Raw genomic sequence first — 18,308 nt, 5'->3', positions numbered from 1 at the left:
GCGGCGAACCGGCGCCTGCGTCCGCCGCCGGGGTGCCGAGGCCTCCGCGAGGGCCCGCGGCGCGCCGACGGCGCCGGGCCGGACAGGCTCTCCGGCCGCCCGCCCGATACGGGGCAGTACCGGCCCTGCCGCTCTGTCGTCTCACCCGGCGGCCGGGTCGCCTCGGCGACGCACCCGCCGGCGCGCCGATCGGGACGTCGCTCCCACCTGCGCTTACCCGGCCCGGCGCCCGGAGGTTCCCAGGAGAGCGTGAGGGTGGCGCGGCCGCAGGCGCGGTCGCCGGCGGCTGTCCGTCCCCGGACACCGCCCCCGCCCGCGCCCCCGCCTCCCCCAGCGCCCCCGCGCCCCGCCCGCGGAACCCTCAGCGCGGGGTGCGGATCGCGAACACCCCGATCGTCGCCAGCATGAGGACGACCCAGGCGAACCACACCCAGCCGTTGGGGCCGAGCGCGACCGTGTACGCGGTCACGGCGACCAGACACGCCACCGTGCACGTGATCATCGCCTTCGCAGGTGTGTGCATCCCTGGCCTCCTCCCCGGGGGCCGCGGGGCGGCGGCCCGGACTCCATGGTCCCGCCGCCGCCCGCCGTGCGCTACCAGTCGCCGTCGGTGACCTGGTTCCCGTCCCCCAGCTGTGTCACCTGACCCGGGTGCGGTGCCACCCACGGCGACTCGTCCTCGCCGAGCCAGTCGCCGACGGGCTTGACCCGGCCGAGCGTGCCGGGGGCCGCCAGGTCCTCCGCGTCGGCGTCGTAGTAGTCGAACCAGGGCAGTCCGGCGGCGGTGTACGCCGCGCGGTTCACCGGGGAGGGAGGAGCCGGCTCACCGGTGATGCGGCGCCATTCCGGCACCGTCGTGAGGTGGACGAAGACCCGGCCGGAGGGCCGGTCGCGCCAGTCGGACGGTTTGCGGTCGTCGCGGTAGACCTCCTGCCGCATCCGGCCGCCCGCGCCCAGCCCCATGGAGACCGGGGACCGGGTCGCACCCCCCGCCGGGCGCGGTGCGCCCCCCGGGGCCGGCGGCGGCGCGGCCGCCGGGGCGGCCATCGGCATCGCCCCCGGAGCGCCGCCGTAGCCCCCGAAGGCCGCGCGACGGCTGCTCTCCCGGCGCCGCTGCTCGGCCCGCCACGCGGCCAGTTGCTCCTCGCCTAGCTCGGACACCTGCAACTGCACCCCGCCCCAGACCTCCTCGCCGGTGACCTGGCCCTCGACGGTCGCGCCGAGGCCCAGCGGCACCGCCACGAACTGCCGGATCGTCCCGGAGCCGGAGTTGATGCCGTCCAGCCACGGCTGGCGCGGCAGCACCACATAGTTCTGCGGGTCCTGCGACAGCCGGTCGCTCCACGGCCGTCCCGACACCGCGCAGACCTTGCCGACGCCCACCTGGAGCGCGGCCGGCGCGGAGGCCGAGAAGCTGAGCCACATGGCCTCGCGCTGGTAGACGGGCAGCATGACCCCGCCGCGCGCGAGCCACTCCGGGGGTGCGGTGTCGGGGTGGTCCGAGACCCGGCGCAGCGGGAAGGTGCCGATCCCGGGTGGAAGCGGATGCGTCCCCGTCTCCGGCAGCCGCAGCGTGCGCATGAAGCGCACCGTCACGCCGCCCGGCAACTGCAGCGCGTCGCCCGATATCCGTACCTGGTCGCCCATCGCGGGCCTCCCTTCGCGGCGGGCGGCCCCGTCAGCCGCGACCCCGTGCCTCCAAGGATGCCAAGTACGCGTTGTAGGCTGCCAGTTCCGCGTCGCCGTCACGGTCCGCGGCGCGGTCCTTGCGACGCGCCTGGCGCTGGTCGGAGGTGTACCACTGGATCAGCAGCGCGACGAGCACGATCACGGACGGGATCTCGCTGAACGCCCACGCGATGCCGCCTGCCGCGGTCTGGTCGTCCAGCGCGTCGATCCCCAGCGAGGCGGGCGGGTGCTGGAAGGCGCCGATCATCGGCTCGCTCGCCATCATCAGGGCGATGCCGAAGAAGGCGTGGAACGGCATCCCGGCGAACAGCTCCAGGATGCGCATCACATGGCTCGGCCGGTTCGGTCCCGGGTCCACGCCCATGATCGGCCAGAAGAACACCAGGCCCACGGCGAGGAAGTGGACCATCATCGCGATGTGCCCGGTGCGGCTGCCCATGAGGGTGTCGAACAGCGGGGTGAAGTAGAGCCCGTACAGGCTGGCGATGAACAGCGGGATGGTGAACGCCGGATGCGTGATCACCCGCATGTAGCGGCTGTGCAGCAGCGCGACCAGCAGCTCCCGCGGGCCCCTGCGGCCGCGTCCCGCCGCCGGCAGCGCCCGCAGCGTCAGGGTCACCGGGGCGCCCAGCAGCAGGAGGATGGGGGAGACCATGCTGACGACCATGTGCTGCACCATGTGGACGCTGAACATGACCATGCCGTAGTCGTTCAGCGCGGTGCACATCACCAGGGCGATGGAGAGCACTCCGGCGACGAAGGCGACGATCCGGCCGGCGGGCCAGCGGTCGCCGCGCTGCAGCAGTCGTACGACCCCCCAGCCGTAGAGCACGAGCGCGAGCACACAGCCGGCCAGGAAGACCGGATCCCCGCTGAACTCGAGCCCCCGGCCGAGGGTGAACGGCGGGAGCTCCGTCGTCATCCCGTGTCCGCCGTGGTCCATCCGTCACTCTCCTGTCGCGCCTGCGCACGCACCGAGCCGTCGGCATTGTGCCGGTTGGGGCGGGTGCGCCCGCACCAGACTAGAGCCGCCCCCGGCCGCGCTTGCGACCGGGGGCGGCGACAGGGCCTGGGAGCGCGATCAGCGCGTCACAGCACGCACTCGGCCTCGACGTACCGCTCGGCCGGGACGGTCTTGAGGTGCTCGACGGCCTCGGCCAGCGGCACCAGCGTGATGTCGGTGCCGCGCAGCGCCGTCATCATGCCGAAGTCGCCGTTGTGCGCGGCCTCGACCGCGTGCCAGCCGAAGCGGGTGGCCAGTACCCGGTCGTAGGCGGTGGGGGTGCCGCCGCGCTGCACGTGGCCGAGGATGACCGGGCGGGCCTCCTTGCCCAGCCGCTCCTCCAGCTCGATCGAGAGCCGGGTGGCGATGCCGGTGAAGCGCTCGTGGCCGTAGACGTCCTTGGCGCCCGCCTCGAAGTTCATCGTGCCCTCGCGGGGCTTCGCGCCCTCCGAGACCACGACGATCGCGAACTTCTTGCCCGCGGAGAAGCGCTCGCCGACCCGCTGGGTCAGCTCGTCGACGTCGAAGGGGCGCTCCGGCACGACGATCGCGTGCGCACCGGCGGCCATGCCGGAGTGCAGGGCGATCCAACCGGTGTGCCGGCCCATGACCTCGACGATCAGCACGCGCTGGTGCGACTCGGCGGTGGTCTTCAGACGGTCCAGCGCCTCGGTGGCCACCGTCACGGCGGTGTCGAAGCCGAAGGTGACGTCGGTGGAGGCGATGTCGTTGTCGATCGTCTTGGGCACGCCCACGATCGGCAGCCCGTTGTCGGACAGCAGCCGGGCGGCCTTGAGGGTGCCCTCGCCGCCGATCGGGATGATCGCGTCCAGGCCCAGGTCGGCGACATGGCCCTTGGCCCGCTCGACACCGTCCCGCAGGTGCTCGGGGCGGACCCGGGAGGAGCCGAGGATGGTGCCGCCACGGGCCAGGATGCCGCCCACCGCGTCGAGGTCGAGCTTGCGGTAGTCGCACTCGAGGAGGCCCTTCCACCCGTCGTGGAAGCCTATGACCTCGTCCCCGTGGTCGACGACCGCGCGGTGCACGACCGACCGGATGACGGCGTTGAGGCCGGGGCAGTCGCCGCCGCTCGTCAGCACACCAATACGCATTTGCTGGTTACTCCTGAAAGATCGATCCGGGCGCCGGACCTCGTCGTCCGGATGGACCCGCGGCGACGCGCACCGCTGCCGCTAGGTTATCGAGCCGGGTCCGGGCTGCGGAAACGCCGCCCGCAGTGCGGACACCACCCGGCCCCGGCCCCCGTTGTCCCCCGGTCCGGCCCGCGACGGTGCGGGCCTCAGGCGGGCTGGCTCGCCGCCGCGATGCGCTCGGCGCGCAGCGCCTCGTACCACTGGTCGTCGACCGGCGGCAGGGCCCTGACGTCCATCGCCAGCTTGATCAGCATGTCCGCGATCTGCGGGTTGCGGGCCATGACGGGGCCGTGCATGTAGGTGCCGAACACGGTCTCGTTGTACGCGCCCTCGGTGCCGTCCCCGGTGCCGTTGCCGTTGCCGAAGCGGGTCCGGGCCAGGGGGCGGGCGTTCTTGCCGACGTGGGTGACGCCCTGGTGGTTCTCGAAGCCGGTCAGCGGCGGCAGGCCGAGCGCGGGGTCGATGTCGGCCAGTACGTCGCCGACACAGCGCTCGCCCTCGCCGCGGACGCTCACCACGTCCAGCAGGCCGAGGCCCGGCTCGGGGCGGCCGAGGTCGTTGACGAACTCGTGGCCGATGATCTGGTAGCCGGCGCACACCGAGAAGACGATGGCGCCGTTGTCGACCGCGCGGTTCAGCCCGCCGTCGCGGCGCAGCCGCTCGGCGGCCAGCCGCTGCGGGCGGTCCTCGCCGCCGCCGATGAGGTAGATGTCACCGGAGGTCGGGATCGGCTGGTCGGACCGTACGTCGATCCGGGTGACCGGCACCCGCCGCTGGCGGGCCCGGCGCTCGGTGACCAGGACGTTGCCCTGGTCACCGTAGGTGCTCAGCAGGTCGGGGTAGACCCACACCAGACGCAGGCTGGAGTCGCTCACAGCGTGTTCTCCTGTCGAAACGGGTCTTCGGTCAGTTGCCGACGCGGCGGCGGAGGTCCTGGAAGGCGGTGTAGTTGGCGATGGCCTCGATCCGGCCGGCAGGCGAGGTGCGCACCGCCTCGTCGAAGTCCTGGCACACCTGGAAGTCCAGGCCCGCGACCTCAAGGCGGACCGCGAGGTCCAGCTTCCGGTCGCCGATGACCCGGATCGGGTGCCCGGCCAGACGGGTGTAGTCCACGTCCCACAGCCAGGAGGTGTCCGTGCCGTCGGCCCCGCGGGCGTTCACCGAGAGGATCACCGGGGTCGGCGGGCCGTCGATCAGCGAGAAGGTCTCCAGCCAGCCGGCCGGGTTCTTCGCCAGCAGCAGCCGGACGTCGCGGTCCTGGAACTGCACCACGTCGTAGCGGCCGGCGACGGCCTGCACCTTGTACATCCGCTCCAGGGCGACCTTGGGGTCCACCCCGAAGGCGGCCGCGGCGGCGGCGGACACGGCGGCGTTGGACTTGTTGGCGCGGCCGGGCAGCTGGAGCTGGATCGGCCAGGCGGACCCGTACGGGTCGATCACGTGGTCGCCGGAGAGCGCCCAGGTCGCCGTCGGGCGGCGGAAACCGCACTCGCCGCAGAACCAGTCCTCGGCCGGCCGCTGCAGGACACCGCCGCACGAGGGGCAGGACCAGGCGTCGTCCTTCCACTCCTGGCCGGCGGCGACCCAGACGACGGTCGGGCACGAGGAGGCGGCCCAGGTGATCAGCGGGTCGTCGGCGTTGGCGATGATGACGGCGTCCGAGCCCGCCAGGCCCTCGCGCCACTTCTCGGCGAGCATGCGGGTCTCGGCCGCGCGGTCCAGCTGGTCGCGGGAGAGGTTGAGCAGGGCGATGGCCTTGGGCTTGACGTCACGGGCCACGCCGGCCAGGTACTTCTCGTCGACCTCGATCACGCCGTAGCGCGCCTCGGAGCCGCCGGCGAGCGCCGAGGTGATGCCGGCCGGCATGTTGGCGCCCAGGGCGTTGGAGACGACCTCGCCGTTGGCGCGCAGCGCCTCGGCGAGCAGCCGCGTCGTGGTGGTCTTGCCGTTGGTGGCCGAAACGAGCACGACGTCGAGATGGGTCGCCAGCCGGGCCAGTAGATCCGGGTCGAGTTTCAGCGCCACCCGGCCGCCGATCACCGATCCGCTGCCGCGCCCCGCCGCCCGCGACACCGCCGCCGCGGCCTTGCCCGCCGTCACGGCCAGCTTCGCCCGCGGCGACAGTGGCTCCGCGTTGCCTGCCATCGTCTCCACATCCTCCTCGCGTCCGGCCCCGCACACCTTTCCGGCGGTCGGCCGCGGTGTGCGCACCGGGGCCGTTGCACCGGCCGGAAGGCATCGGTCGCCGATCAGCCTATCCACTTCCCCCACCGGCGCTGAAACGAGCCGCCCCCGTACGCTGGCCGGCATGCGACACGCCCCCATCCCCGGCAGCTCCGGGACCGTCCGCCCGATGCGGCTGCTCGGTGATCCCGGGCTCCGGGAACCCTGCCGCGAGGTGACCGTCTTCGATGCCGAACTCGCTTCCCTCGTCGAGGACTTGTTCGCCACGATGTACGCGCACGACGGGGTGGGGCTGGCCGCGAACCAGATCGGCGTGCCGCTGCGGGTGTTCGTCTTCGACTGCCCGGACGACGAGGACGTCCGGCATCTCGGACACGTGGTCAACCCCCGGCTCGTGCACAACGACGGGGTCGTGGTGACCGGCCACGAGGGCTGCCTGTCGCTGCCGGGCGTGCACGCGGGCACCGCCCGGCACGACGAGAGCGTGATCGAGGGCGTCGACAAGGACGGCGCACCGCTGCGCGTGGAGGGCACCGGCTTCTTCGCCCGCTGCCTCCAGCACGAGTGCGACCACCTCGGCGGCGGCCTGTTCACCGACCGGCTCACCGGCCTGCGCCGCCACCGCGCGCTGCGCGCGGTCCGCCGGGCCCCCTGGGCGCCCGGCGACGGCGTTCCGCTCTAGCCGGTCAGAGGCCCGCTGCGCCCGGGCGGTCGCCGACGGCGGCGAGGCGGCCCCACAGCAGGTCGGCGAGGTGGCGGACGAGGACGTCGCGGGCGACGGGGCGCTCGCCCAGCCACCAGTCCCCGGCCGCGTGCATCATGCCGACGATGCCGTGCCCCCACACCCGGGCAGCGAGCTGGCCCTCCGGGCCGAGGTCGAGCCGCTCGGCGATGAAGCCGGCCAGTTCCTCGCCCATGCGGCGCAGCACGGGGGCGGAGTGGCGGCCGATGTCGAACCCGCGGTCGGAGTCGGCGGCGTTCTCGGCGGGGTGCATCAGGAAGCGGTAGACCTGCGGTCGGGCCTCGATGGCCGACAGGTACGCGTCGAGGGTGGCCTCCACCCGGTCGCGGCGCTCGTTGGGCGCGTCGAGGGCGGCCCGCAGGTTGGCGAGCAGCGCGTCGGTGTGGCGCTTTGCCAGGGCTCGGTAAAGTCCGCTCTTGTCGCCGAAGTGGCGGTACAGAATGGGCTTGGTGATGCCCGCCTCGGCGGCGATGGCGTTCATGGACGCCTCGGGGCCGTCCCGCAGCACGACGCGGTCCGCGGCCTCGAGGAGTTCCCTGCGCCGCTCCTCCGCCGCGGATGCCGTTCGCTGCTCCCGCCGCTGGCTGGTGTCCACCCGAGCCTCCCCGCCCGTTCGAATTTCCTCGCGCCTGCGCAACGTAACACCCCAAGTCCGGTTGACATCCCTTACCAGCCGGTAACACACTGGGCGTTACCGCAAGTAACAAGCACGTGGAGGGGACGATGGGCGACTTCTCGCTCGAGCTCGACGACGACCAGAAATCGGTGCGCGACTGGATCCACGGCTTCGCGGCCGACGTCATGCGCCCGGCTGCGGCGGAGTGGGACGAGCGCGAGGAGACCCCCTGGCCGGTGATCCAGGAGGCCGCGAAGATCGGACTCTACTCGCTCGACTTCTACGCCCAGCAGTACTTCGACCCGACCGGCCTCGGCATCCCGATCGCCATGGAGGAGCTCTTCTGGGGCGACGCGGGCATCGGCCTGTCCATCGTCGGCACCGGCCTGGCCGCCGTCGGCGTGCTGGCGAACGGCACCGAGGAGCAGATCGGCACCTGGATCCCCCAGATGTACGGCGACGTCAACGACGTGAAGGTCGCCGCCTTCTGCTCCTCCGAGCCCGACGCGGGATCCGACGTCGGCTCGATGCGCACCACCGCCGTGTACGACGAGGCCAAGGACGAGTGGGTCCTGAACGGCACCAAGACCTGGGCGACCAACGGCGGCATAGCCAATGTCCACGTCGTCGTCGCCGTCGTCGACCCGGAGCTCGGATCCAAGGGCCACGCCTCCTTCATCGTGCCGCCGAACACCCCCGGGCTCTCCCAGGGTCAGAAGTTCAAGAAGCACGGCATCCGCGCCTCGCACACGGCCGAGGTGGTCCTCGACGGGGCCCGGGTCCCGGGAAGTTGCCTGCTCGGCGGCAAGGAGAAACTCGACGAGCGCCTCGCCCGGGCCCGCGAGCGGGCCCGGGGCGGCGAACGTGTGAAGAACGCCGCCATGGCCACCTTCGAGGCCTCCCGTCCGGCCGTCGGCGCGATGGCCGTGGGCACGGCCCGCGCCGCGTACGAGGTCGCCCTCGACTACGCCATGACCCGCACCCAGTTCGGCCGCCCCATCATCGACAACCAGGGCGTCGCCTTCCAGCTGGCCGACATGCGCACCCAGGTCGACGCGGCCCGCCTGCTGGTCTGGCGCGCCTCCTGGATGGCGGTCTCGGGCAAGCCCTTCACCTCGGCCGAGGGCTCGATGTCCAAGCTGTACGCGAGCGAGACGGCGAAGAAGGTCACCGCCCAGGCCATCCAGATCCTCGGCGGCAACGGCTTCACCCGTGAGTACCCCGTGGAACGCATGCACAGGGATGCCGCCATCTACACGATCTTCGAGGGCACGAGCGAGATCCAGCGCCTGGTGATCGCCCGCACCCTGTCGGGCATGCCCATCCGCTGACCCCGGCCGGCCTGTTCGCGGCCGTCCGGGCCCCCGGCCCCCGCCGGGAGGTGTCAGCGGCGGCGGGCGGGACGGGTGCGGGGCCGGGGGCGCAGGGCCGCTTCGAGGTCGTCGAGGGTCTCCATGAGGAGTTCGGCGCTGCGGCGGACGATGCGGTCGGCGTCCGAGCGGGGCCAGGCCTGAAGAGCGGCGCGCACGGGGGCGAAGTCCGGGGGGCGTCGTTCGCGGACCGCGGTGGCGGCGTCCGCCGTGGCCGTGCGCAGGTGCCGGGCGAAGGCCGCGGCGTCCGGGACCGGGTCGGCGTCGGGGGCCGGTAGGTGCGCCTCCATGAGCATGGGGACGCGGCCCATGGCCGACAGGGCCGCGTCGGCGCCGTCGGCGGCGCGGCGGGACAGGCCGCGGCCCCGCACGGGTTCGGCGTCGGCACGGGCGACGGCCTGGTCCCAGGCGAGCGCGGCCGCGCGGGCGTCCAGCAGAGCCGCCCGCACGGCCTCGCGCCGTCCCCGCGCGGGGGCGGCATGGGCCTCCATCGCGGCGGCGGCGTACCGCCCGGTGGCCTTGACGCGGTCGGCCAGGCGGTTCCGCAGCCGCGGGGTCTCCCACGCCGGGAAGAGCGCGTACGCGGCCATCGCCAGCACCCCGCCGAGCATCGTGAGCAGCACGCGGTCGGGCACCGTCTGCGTCCAGCTGGAACCGGCCATGCCGAGCAGGAAGACCACGTACGCCGACGCGGCCACCTGGGAGACCAGATAGCCGGTGCGCATCAGCCCGTACATCAGGGCGACGGACACCACCGCCAGTGCGGCGCAGGGGTACGGCCCCGGGGCGAAGGACTGCATCACCGCGGTCGCCACGGTGACGCCCGCGAGGGTCCCGACGAAGCGGGCCACGCTGCGGCCGTACGTCTGCGAGAAGTCGGGCCGCATCACCAGCACCGAGGTCAGCGGCGCCCAGTAGCCGTGGCCGAGCGGCAGGGCCGCGCCGAGGGCGTAGCCCGCGGGGGTGACGGCCGCCAGCCGGACGGCGTGCCGGAGGACGGGGGAGTCGAAACGGGCCTCGCGCCGCACGGTGCGCACGGCGAGCGGCAGGAGCTCGGGCACGCTGGGGCGGCGCAGGTGCGCGGTGTCGGTGCTCACCGAGCCGCCGCGGCCGGCGGCGGAGGAGACCGCCTCGCTGAGCAGCGCGACGAGCCGCAGCGCGGTGCGCCGGGCGGGCCCGGTCAACCGCTCCTCCGGGGCGGGTTCGACGAGCACCACGGACTCCGCCTCCGGCGGTACGCGCACCGGCTCGGCCTCGCGGACCGCGCGTGCCACCGCGTCCAGCACCGAGGCCGCCGCGGCCAGCAGTTCGCGGGCCCGGTCGCGCTCCGGCCCCTCGGCGGCCGCGCCGACCGTCGGATCGGCGAGCGAGGTCAGAACGGGGCGGATGCGCTCGGCCAGCACCCGCTTCCCGCGCAGCGCGGCCGGGCGCCGCCGCGCCTGCCGGTCGGTGATGACGGCCGCGCTGCGCGCGGTCATCAGCGGCTCGGGGTCGAACGGCGCGAACGGGTCGTGCCGCAGCCGCCGCGCGTAGTCGGCCTCCGCCGCGAAGGCGTCGGCCAGCGCGTCGCGCTGCAGGCCCCAGCGGCGCACCGGGAACAGCACGATCAGCGCCGCCTGCACGACCCCGCCCGCCGCGATGACCAGGGCGTGGCCGAAGGCGCTCAGCGCGGACGTCGGCAGGGTGATCACGACCAGCATGACGGCGACGGTCAGCGACGAGACGATGCCGGCGGTGGGCCCCAGCGCCCAGGCCATGCCCGCCAGGAAGGCCCAGACCGCCAGCAGCACCACGAACACCCACCAGTGCGCGCCCGCCAGGTAGCCCAGGAAGGTGCTGACGGCGAGGCCGCCGGCGGCGACCAGCGCCAGCACCGGCCGGGGCCGCCAACTGCGCTGGAAGGTGGCCATGCCGGAGGCGAAGGCGCCGAACGCGGAGGAGGCGGCGACCAGGGGGCCGGCCAGCCACAGCGACAGCCCGATGACGATGGCGACGCCCGCCGCGGCGCGCAGCGCGACGAGCGGTTCGAGCCCGGCGCGCTCGATCCGCAGCCCCTCGCGGGCGCTGCGGCGCAGGGCGCGCAACCAGGTCATGAGGCTGAGGATAGGACGGGTAGGACGGGGAGGGCCGGGTAAGCGCAGCGCAAGATCCGTTCCGGCGAGTCCGAGGAGGCAGAACGTCATGACCGCCCCAGCACGCCGCGCCACGGTGCCGCCCGTGCCGCCCGCCCCGAGCCCGGTGCCGCCCTTCCCGCCCGACCCCGTGCCGCCCGCCCCGCATCCCGTTCCCGGCCCGACGCCCGACCCGGTGCCCGCGCCGCCCCCGCAGCCGGAGCCCGACCCCGAGCCCCAGCCCGAGCCGCAACCGCTGTAACGCCTGGTCAGAGCCGCGTAGCGGGTTCTCCCTGTCCCGGTGGGCGCCACGTCTGGTTCAATGGGTGCCATGGCCAGCCTCATTGACACCGCGACAGGTCGCAGCGACCTCGAGCCGTTCTGGCCGTCCAGGCAGGAGTACCAGTTCGACCGGGAGTGTTGTCGCGCGGTCCCCGCGCGGACCCCGGTCCACAGCTGACGCCGTCCCTCCCGGTCGCCGCCCGCTGCCGGCCTCCCGGCGGTCCCGCGCAACACGTCGTCCGACGACCCTTCGCGCGAGAGCCGAGACCCGCATGTCCTCCAGCACCAGTACCAGCACCCAGTCACCGCCCCTGCCCGCCGCCAACCGCCAGCACCTGCGGGCCGTCCGTACGGGCGACGCCCGCGCCGGCGACGTCCCGCCCGTACCGGACTTCCTGCCGCCCGGCGCGACCTGGCTTCCCGCCCCCGGCCACCTGATGCCCGCGGGCGTGGGCGGGCCGCCGATGGTCGGCTACCTCGTCCTCGTCCCCGTCGAGGGCCAGGCGCCGCCCGAGCCCCCGGCACCCGCCGGCCTGCCGGTCACCGTCGACGCCGAGCGCCGTGTCGCGCGGGTACCGGGGCGCGCGCTCGACCTCACCTACCTGGAGTTCGAGCTGCTCGCCCACCTGGTGGCGCACCCGCACCGCGTGCACACCCGCGACCAGCTCGTCACCACGGTCTGGGGATACGGCCACGTGGGCGACGGGCGCACCGTCGACGTCCACATCGCCCGTCTGCGGCGCAAGCTCGGCCCCGAACACCGCGCCAGCATCGTCACCGTGCGCCGGGTCGGCTACAAGTACGCGCCGCCGGCGGCCCGCTGAGCCGTCCGGCGGACCGAAGGAGGGGGCCGGGCGGCCGCCGGGGGCGTGCCCGGAACCAGCGGAAACCCGGCTCTCTCACACGTCACGTCTGTAACATGGCGCCCTACCGGAGTATGGGTACGCTTTCCCCGTTCCGGTGCGGTTCGGCGCAGCGGGGAGCGGGTCCGGAGGGCGTGATGGCTGAGTCTCGGGAGTGGGCGCCCCCTGCGCCCGCGACGGTGGCCTGGCCGGCTCCCGCCGCCGCCCGCATGTCGCTCAACGACGTCGGCGGCTTCGACTGGGACCTCGAACGCGACCGCGTCCACCTCGACGAGCACGCCCTGCGGACGGTGGACCTGCGCCCGGAGGACTTCGACGGGGACCCGAAGGCGATGTTCGCCCGGCTGTCGCCCGACGAGGCCACCGACGTCACCGCGGCGATCACCCAGGCGCTCGCCGAGGGCCGCTCCTCCTTCCTCGCCTTCGGCCGGCTCACCCGCGGTGACGGCCGCCGCGGCTGGGTCCGCTTCCAGGGACGCATCGTCCGCGACGGGACCGGCCGCGCGAACCGGGTGATAGGCCTCGTCAGCGACGCCACCGACGAACTCGCCCAGGCCGCGGAGTGCCTGCGCGCGGACGAGGACCGCCCGGCCGAGAGCAACCTGGTCATGGAGGTCACCGCGTCGCTGGCCCAGGCCGTGACCGTGCGCGACGTGACCGCGGCCCTCACCGGGAACCCCAGGATGGACCGGCTCGGCATAGCCAGCCTCTTCCTCGGCCAGGTCGAGGCCGGCCGGGTCCACGTGGTGAGCGACGCCAAGGCCGACAGCTGGGTGCCCTCGCTGCAGTACACGCGGATCGAGGACGATTTCCCGATGAGCGAGGTCGTACGGACCCTCGTCCCGCGCTTCATCACCTCCGGCGAGGAGTTCGCCCGGCGCTACCCCAGGTTGTGGCCGCACATCGAGCCGCTCGGCGCCTCCGCCGCCGCCTACCTCCCGCTGATCGCCCAGGGCCGGCCCATCGGCGCCCTGGGCCTGCTGTACCGCCACAAGCAGGGTTTCTCGCCGCAGGAGCGCCATCTGCTGATCGCGCTCAGCGGCAGCATCGCGCAGAGCCTGCAGCGCGCCATCCTCTTCGACCAGGAGCACGACATCGCGCAGGGGCTGCAGACCGCGATGCTGCCCCGCACCATCCCGCGCATCCCCGGCACCGAGATCGCGGTGCGCTACCGCTCCGCCCGGCTGGCCAGGGACATCGGCGGCGACTGGTACGACGTCGTGGCCATGCCCGGCGGCCGGGTCGCCGTCATCATCGGCGACGTCCAGGGCCACGACACCCACGCGACGGCCGTCATGGGCCAGTTGCGGATCGCGTTGCGCGCCTACGCCGGCGAGGGCCACCCGCCCGCCAGCGTCATGGCGCGGGCCTCGGCCTTCCTGTACGAGCTGGACACCGACCGCTTCGCCACCTGCCTGTACGCCCAGGTCGACCCGGCCACCGGGTCCGCCCTGCTGGTGCGCGCGGGGCACATCGACCCGCTGGTGCGGCAGTCCGACGGCACCGTCCGCGTGCTGCCCACCGCGGGCGGGCTGCCGCTCGGCCTCTCCGCCCAGTTCGGCAGGCCCGACTACCCCGTCACCCCCGCCGAACTCGGCCCCGGCGAGACCCTCCTGATGTTCAGTGACGGACTCGTCGAGCGGCCGGGGGCCGACCTCGACGACGGTGTGCGACGGCTGTCCGCGGCGCTGTGCGAGGGCCCCGTCGAGGTACCGGCCCTCGCCGACCACCTCACCGCCGTCATGAGCGAACAGGCCACGGACGACGACATGGCCCTGCTGCTGCTCCGGCGCGACAGCGACGCCTCCCCGCACCCGCCGCACCGGCTGCACCGGCGCATCGCCCCCGGCGACCCCGAGGCACTCTCCGAGGCCCGGGCCCTGGTGCGCGGCGCCATGGCCGGCTGGGGCCTGCGCGACCGGGTCGACGAGGCCGAACTCGCCGCCGGGGAGCTGATCACCAACGCGCTGGTGCACACCGACGGCGGCGCCCTGCTCACCCTGCGCATGCTGCCCGACCCCTCCCTGGCCCACGCCACGCCCGACGTCACCCGGCGGCTGCGCATCGAGGTGCACGACCTGGCGGCGAACTGGCCGCGCCGCCGCCAGCCAGGCGAGCGCGAGGTGTCCGGACGCGGTCTGCTGCTGGTCGACCGCCTCGCGGACGCGTGGGGCGTGGAGCCGCACGGTTCGGGCAAGGCAGTGTGGTGCGAATTCCGCGACCGCAGGAGCGGTACGGAGCCCGTCCGGCACTGACCGCGAGGGTCCGGTCGCACACCGTTCGCGCCGGTCACGTACCCCGGATTCACCCGGACGGCTCACCCGCCACGACACACCGCCCGATTGGACGCAGGCTGTCGGTGAGGAGCCAAGAAGCCACTCTGCTCACATGCTGGCCGCGCCGGCACCGGGGAGGTCTGCGATGCCGACGGTGTCTACGAGCGTGATCGTCACCCGTACCGTGGAAGAGGTCTTCGACTACCTTGCCGACGCCCGCAACCTCGCGTCGTGGAACTCCGGTGTCGCCGCCGTGGCGGCGGACGCCGTCGCCCCCGGCGAGCGGGCCGTCTACCGCTACCACTATCCGGGCCGCCACCGGGAGCACCGGCTGGTCTGCTCGGTCTTCCAGCCCTGCCGGCGGATCACCTACCGCGGCCGGCGGATGTGGAGCCCGCTGGGCACCCAGACGCCCGAGTTCGCGTTCCGGATGCTGCCGCACTCGCGGGGCGCGTTCGTCCAGTTGCAGGTCACCTGCCAGCTCGGCGGCGGCATGCTGCTGCTGGGCCCCTTCCTCGGCTGGGCCTGGCGCCGCGACCTCCCGGAGGACGCGCGCCGGCTGCGCGAGGCCCTGGGCGACCACGGCATCATGCCGCCGCCCCCGATGCCGCCCCCGCCACCACCGTCGGCGACGACGGGAGCGCTCCTCGCGAGCCAGGCCCGGGCGGCACCGGCGGGGGCCGTCCCCGCGCCGCCGGCCAGGGGGCTGCGCCGTGCGATGGCCCGTGTAGCGGGTCAGGGGCGGATCGGCACGGGCAGCTGACGGATCCGCCGGAATCCCGGCCGCCCGGACGGTTGGCTGACAGGCTGGACGTCGTACGTGCCCCCCGCACCACAGCAAGAGAGAGGAACCGCAGATGGCGGAGCAGGCCCGCATCGGCGTCACCGGACTCGCGGTCATGGGCCGCAACCTGGCCCGGAACCTCGCGCGGCACGGCCACCCCGTGGCCTTGTACAACCGCACCCCGGCCAGGACGCGCTCCCTGGTGGAGGAGTTCGGCAGCGAGGGCGAGTTCCATCCGGCGGAGTCCCTCAAGGAGTTCGTCGACTCACTCGAACGGCCCCGGCGCATCATCATCATGGTCAAGGCCGGTGCCCCCACCGACGCCGTGATCGACGAGCTGGTGCCGCTGCTGGAGCCCGGCGACATGGTCGTCGACGGCGGCAACGCCGACTACCGCGACACCAGGCGCCGGGAGAAGGCGCTGCGTGAACAGGGTCTGCACTTCGTCGGCTCCGGGATCTCCGGCGGCGAGGAGGGCGCCCTCAACGGCCCCTCGATCATGCCGGGCGGCTCGGCGGAGTCGTACGAGTCCCTGGGCCCGATCCTTGAGGACATCGCCGCCAAGGTCGACGGGGTGCCCTGCTGCACCCACGTGGGCCCGGACGGTGCCGGACACTTCGTCAAGATGGTCCACAACGGCATCGAGTACTCCGACATGCAGCTCATCGCCGAGGCCTACGACCTGCTGCGCCACGCCGCGGGCAAGCGGCCGGGCGAGATCGCGGAGATCTTCCGCACCTGGAACTCCGGCCGCCTGGAGTCGTACCTCGTCGAGATCACCGCCGAGGTGCTGGCCCACACGGACGCCGACACCGGCAAGCCCTTCGTCGACGTGGTGCTGGACCAGGCCGGCCAGAAGGGCACCGGCAGCTGGACGGTGCAGAACGCCCTGGAGTTCGGCGTCCCCGTCTCCGGCATCGCCGAGGCGGTCTTCGCACGCTCGCTGTCCGGCAGCGCGGAGCTGCGCGCCGCCTCGCGCGGACTGCCCGGGCCGGCCGAGACCTGGCTGGACAGCGCGGCGAGCGACCGCTTCGCCGACGACGTCGAGCAGGCGCTGTACGCCTCGAAGATCGTCGCGTACGCCCAGGGCTTCAACCTGATCCAGGCGGGCAGCAAGGAGTTCGGCTGGGACATCGACGCGGGCGCGATGGCGACGATCTGGCGCGGCGGCTGCATCATCCGGGCGAGCTTCCTCAACCGCATCAAGGAGGCCTTCGACTCCGAGCCCGGCCGTCCCACGCTGCTGACGGACGCGCACTTCGCCGACGCGCTCGGCAGCGCGCAGGCCGCCTGGCGCCGGGTCGTCTCCACGGCGGCCCAGCTCGGCGTCCCCGCGCCGGGGTTCTCCGCGGCGCTCGCGTACTACGACGCCCTGCGCGCGGAGCGGCTGCCGGCCGCGCTCATCCAGGGGCAGCGCGACTTCTTCGGCGCGCACACCTACAAGCGGGTGGACAGGTCCGGCTCCTTCCACACGCTCTGGGGCGGCGACCGGTCGGAGATCCCCGCCGACTGACGCCCGCCGCCGCGTGGGCCCGGCGCGGCCGGGCCTACGCGGCGACCGGCGGGATGATGAGCTGCTCCGCCCACACCGTCTTGCCCGTCGCGGTGTAGCGGGTGCCCTGGGCGTCGGTGAGCTGCGCGACGATGGCCAGCCCGCGCCCGTCCTGGTCGCTGGGCGAGGCGTGACGTGGGTGCGGGGCGGCGCTGCAGGAGTCCGACACCTCGCAGACCAGGACCCGGTCGCGGATGAGGCGCAACCGGATCGGCCCCGTGGAGTACCGGATGGCGTTGGTGACGAGTTCGCTGACGACCAGGGTGGTGGTGAAGGCCAGCTCCGGCAGTTTCCACTCGGTCAGCAGCCGGTCCGCCCAGTCCCGTGCGTCCGCCACCGCCGCGGGGTCGTTGGCCACCTCGCGCGTGGCGACGTCGTCGGAGTCCAGGCAGCGGGTGCGGGCGGCCAGGAGCACCGGGTCCGTGCCGGGAGCGGCCGTGCGCAGGACGCCGTCGAGCACCGTCGCCGGGTCCGCGGCCGCCGCGTCGGCGGCGGGCAGCACACGCAGCCCGGTCACCTGGCCGGCCTCCTGCGCGCCGGCGTGGGTCCCGTCCGTTCCGCAGCTGAGCACCAGCACGCTGCCGGGCGGCACGTCGCACTCGGTGACCTCCGGCTCGCCGGGCGCGGGGCCGTCCCCGTCCGCCGCGCCCGGGGGTTGCGCCGGCGCGGCGGCCGTGCAGCCGCCGCACGCCACGGTGCAGCGGCAGGCCACGGGGTCGTAGACGACGATCAGGCACCGGTCGGCCTCGTTGCCCACGGGGGTCGCGGCGGGCCGGTGGAGCCGCGAGATGACCTCACCGGGGCTCATGTCCAGCAGCACCAGGGCCCGGACCGCGGCCTTGAGCTGGCTCATCGCGGTCGCCGCGGAGAGGCCCTGCCCGCGGACCGTACCCGTCACCAGGGCCACCCGGGCACTGGGTAGCGGGATGACGTCCACCCAGGCGCCGGGGGCCGCGGAGGACGGCAGGTGCCCGCGCGGATCCTCGATCGCGCTGACCCGCGGGCCCTGCGGTGCCAGCAGCGCCTCCTGCAGGATGCGCCCGGCGGCGTTCTGGACCAGGCGCCGGCGGGCGCCGTCCAGCAGCCGGGCCGCCTTGCGGGCCAGGGTGCCGGCCAGCACCAGGTCGGCGCGCGAGAAGGCGGGGGAGCCCGTCGTGCGGTAGAAGGCCGCGATGCCGAGGACGACACCCCCGACGTCCAGGGGCATCACGAGCAGGGAGTGCGTGCCGGAGATCCGCAGAAGGGGGGCGCGCACCGGGTCGCGGGTGAGCCATCCCGTCTGCGGGCGGAGGTTCATCACCAGATGCGGCCGCAGGTCGGTCAGCGGCGCGTGGTACGGCGTCCTGGCCGGCAGGCTGCTGACCTCGCCGACCTCGTAGGCGCGCGGGATCGCCGCGCCCCGGGCCGCCCGGAAGGCGCCCCGCCGGAAGGCGAGTCCGGTGGCGGGCAGGCCCGAGATGGCCGCCTGCTCGGAGACGGTGGCGTCCGACACCTCGACGGCGGCGAAGTCGGCCACGGTCGGCACGGCTGAATCCACGAGCTGCTGGGCTGCGTCGTAGGACCACGGCCGGTCCGCAGGGCCGGCCTGGGGCGGGAGGGTGGCACAGAGCATGACGTTCGCCTCGGGTGAGGTGTGGGGTCGGCGGTTGGTGGCCCTTTCAAGCACTGTCATCGAGCGTGCA

16 protein-coding genes are annotated in these 18,308 nt (G+C 74.1%); 7 read left to right on the top strand and 9 right to left on the bottom strand.

What is annotated here, in order from left to right; all coding sequences use genetic code 11:
* Positions 1-361 precede the first annotated feature (361 nt).
* The 6 genes from PV342_RS10250 to PV342_RS10225 all read right to left on the bottom strand — a co-directional run bounded on the left by PV342_RS10250 (position 362) and on the right by PV342_RS10225 (position 5,991).
* Complete coding sequence (locus tag PV342_RS10250; protein WP_018561609.1) at positions 362-523, bottom strand: hypothetical protein; 162 nt, start codon at positions 521-523, stop codon at positions 362-364.
* Positions 524-594: 71 nt separating this feature from the next.
* On the bottom strand, positions 595-1,647 hold the full coding sequence (locus PV342_RS10245; protein ID WP_386991987.1) for a hypothetical protein: 1,053 nt from the start codon (positions 1,645-1,647) through the stop codon (positions 595-597).
* Between the two features lie 31 nt (positions 1,648-1,678).
* Positions 1,679-2,632, bottom strand: coding sequence for a cytochrome c oxidase assembly protein (locus PV342_RS10240; protein ID WP_500316699.1), 954 nt, complete (start codon positions 2,630-2,632; stop codon positions 1,679-1,681).
* Positions 2,633-2,778: 146 nt separating this feature from the next.
* Positions 2,779-3,804 (bottom strand): 6-phosphofructokinase, encoded by a 1,026-nt coding sequence (locus PV342_RS10235; RefSeq protein ID WP_386991989.1) that lies wholly within the window; start codon positions 3,802-3,804, stop codon positions 2,779-2,781.
* A 188-nt stretch (positions 3,805-3,992) separates the two neighbouring features.
* Positions 3,993-4,721 carry a type 1 glutamine amidotransferase gene (locus PV342_RS10230; protein ID WP_018561605.1) on the bottom strand — a complete coding sequence of 243 codons (729 nt, stop codon included), beginning with the start codon at positions 4,719-4,721 and terminating at the stop codon, positions 3,993-3,995.
* A gap of 31 nt (positions 4,722-4,752) precedes the next feature.
* Entirely contained in the window at positions 4,753-5,991 is a 1,239-nt protein-coding gene (locus tag PV342_RS10225) for a MurT ligase domain-containing protein (protein ID WP_026251467.1), read from the bottom strand.
* A 163-nt stretch (positions 5,992-6,154) separates the two neighbouring features.
* Here PV342_RS10225 and def point away from each other — a divergent pair, with 163 nt between their 5' ends.
* Positions 6,155-6,712, top strand: a complete 558-nt coding sequence (def, locus tag PV342_RS10220) for a peptide deformylase (RefSeq protein ID WP_392608190.1) — start codon at positions 6,155-6,157, stop codon at positions 6,710-6,712.
* A 4-nt stretch (positions 6,713-6,716) separates the two neighbouring features.
* Here def and PV342_RS10215 read toward each other — a convergent pair whose 3' ends face one another.
* The gene (locus PV342_RS10215; RefSeq protein WP_400806507.1) at positions 6,717-7,367 is read right to left on the bottom strand and encodes a TetR/AcrR family transcriptional regulator; all 651 of its coding nucleotides are present in this window, start codon (positions 7,365-7,367) and stop codon (positions 6,717-6,719) included.
* 128 nt (positions 7,368-7,495) lie between these two features.
* On the opposite strand from PV342_RS10215, the gene PV342_RS10210 reads away from it, so the two are divergent.
* Positions 7,496-8,719 (top strand): acyl-CoA dehydrogenase family protein, encoded by a 1,224-nt coding sequence (locus tag PV342_RS10210; RefSeq protein WP_018561601.1) that lies wholly within the window; start codon positions 7,496-7,498, stop codon positions 8,717-8,719.
* A 53-nt stretch (positions 8,720-8,772) separates the two neighbouring features.
* Here the strand turns inward: PV342_RS10210 and PV342_RS10205 are convergent, their stop codons facing one another.
* Positions 8,773-10,851, bottom strand: coding sequence for an FUSC family protein (locus PV342_RS10205; protein ID WP_500316698.1), 2,079 nt, complete (start codon positions 10,849-10,851; stop codon positions 8,773-8,775).
* Positions 10,852-10,939: 88 nt separating this feature from the next.
* Here PV342_RS10205 and PV342_RS10200 point away from each other — a divergent pair, with 88 nt between their 5' ends.
* The 5 genes from PV342_RS10200 to gnd all read left to right on the top strand — a co-directional run bounded on the left by PV342_RS10200 (position 10,940) and on the right by gnd (position 16,587).
* Positions 10,940-11,131 (top strand): hypothetical protein, encoded by a 192-nt coding sequence (locus PV342_RS10200; protein ID WP_086020737.1) that lies wholly within the window; start codon positions 10,940-10,942, stop codon positions 11,129-11,131.
* Positions 11,132-11,423: 292 nt separating this feature from the next.
* Entirely contained in the window at positions 11,424-11,975 is a 552-nt protein-coding gene (locus PV342_RS10195) for a winged helix-turn-helix domain-containing protein (protein ID WP_386991998.1), read from the top strand.
* Positions 11,976-12,151: 176 nt separating this feature from the next.
* A complete protein-coding gene (locus PV342_RS10190; protein ID WP_500316697.1) occupies positions 12,152-14,269 on the top strand; it encodes an ATP-binding SpoIIE family protein phosphatase in 2,118 nt (705 codons plus the stop codon).
* Between the two features lie 166 nt (positions 14,270-14,435).
* Positions 14,436-15,053, top strand: a complete 618-nt coding sequence (locus PV342_RS10185; RefSeq protein WP_500316696.1) for an SRPBCC family protein — start codon at positions 14,436-14,438, stop codon at positions 15,051-15,053.
* A gap of 94 nt (positions 15,054-15,147) precedes the next feature.
* Positions 15,148-16,587, top strand: coding sequence for an NADP-dependent phosphogluconate dehydrogenase (gnd, locus tag PV342_RS10180; RefSeq protein WP_018561595.1), 1,440 nt, complete (start codon positions 15,148-15,150; stop codon positions 16,585-16,587).
* A 34-nt stretch (positions 16,588-16,621) separates the two neighbouring features.
* On the opposite strand, the gene PV342_RS10175 is transcribed toward gnd, so the two are convergent.
* Complete coding sequence (locus PV342_RS10175; protein ID WP_400806517.1) at positions 16,622-18,238, bottom strand: ATP-binding SpoIIE family protein phosphatase; 1,617 nt, start codon at positions 18,236-18,238, stop codon at positions 16,622-16,624.
* Between the last annotated feature and the right edge of the window lie 70 nt (positions 18,239-18,308).

It is taken from the genome of Streptomyces sp. PA03-3a (genome assembly GCF_033792735.1).
In the GTDB taxonomy this organism is placed as follows: domain Bacteria; phylum Actinomycetota; class Actinomycetes; order Streptomycetales; family Streptomycetaceae; genus Actinacidiphila.
This window is presented reverse-complemented; position numbering and strand designations above follow the sequence as displayed.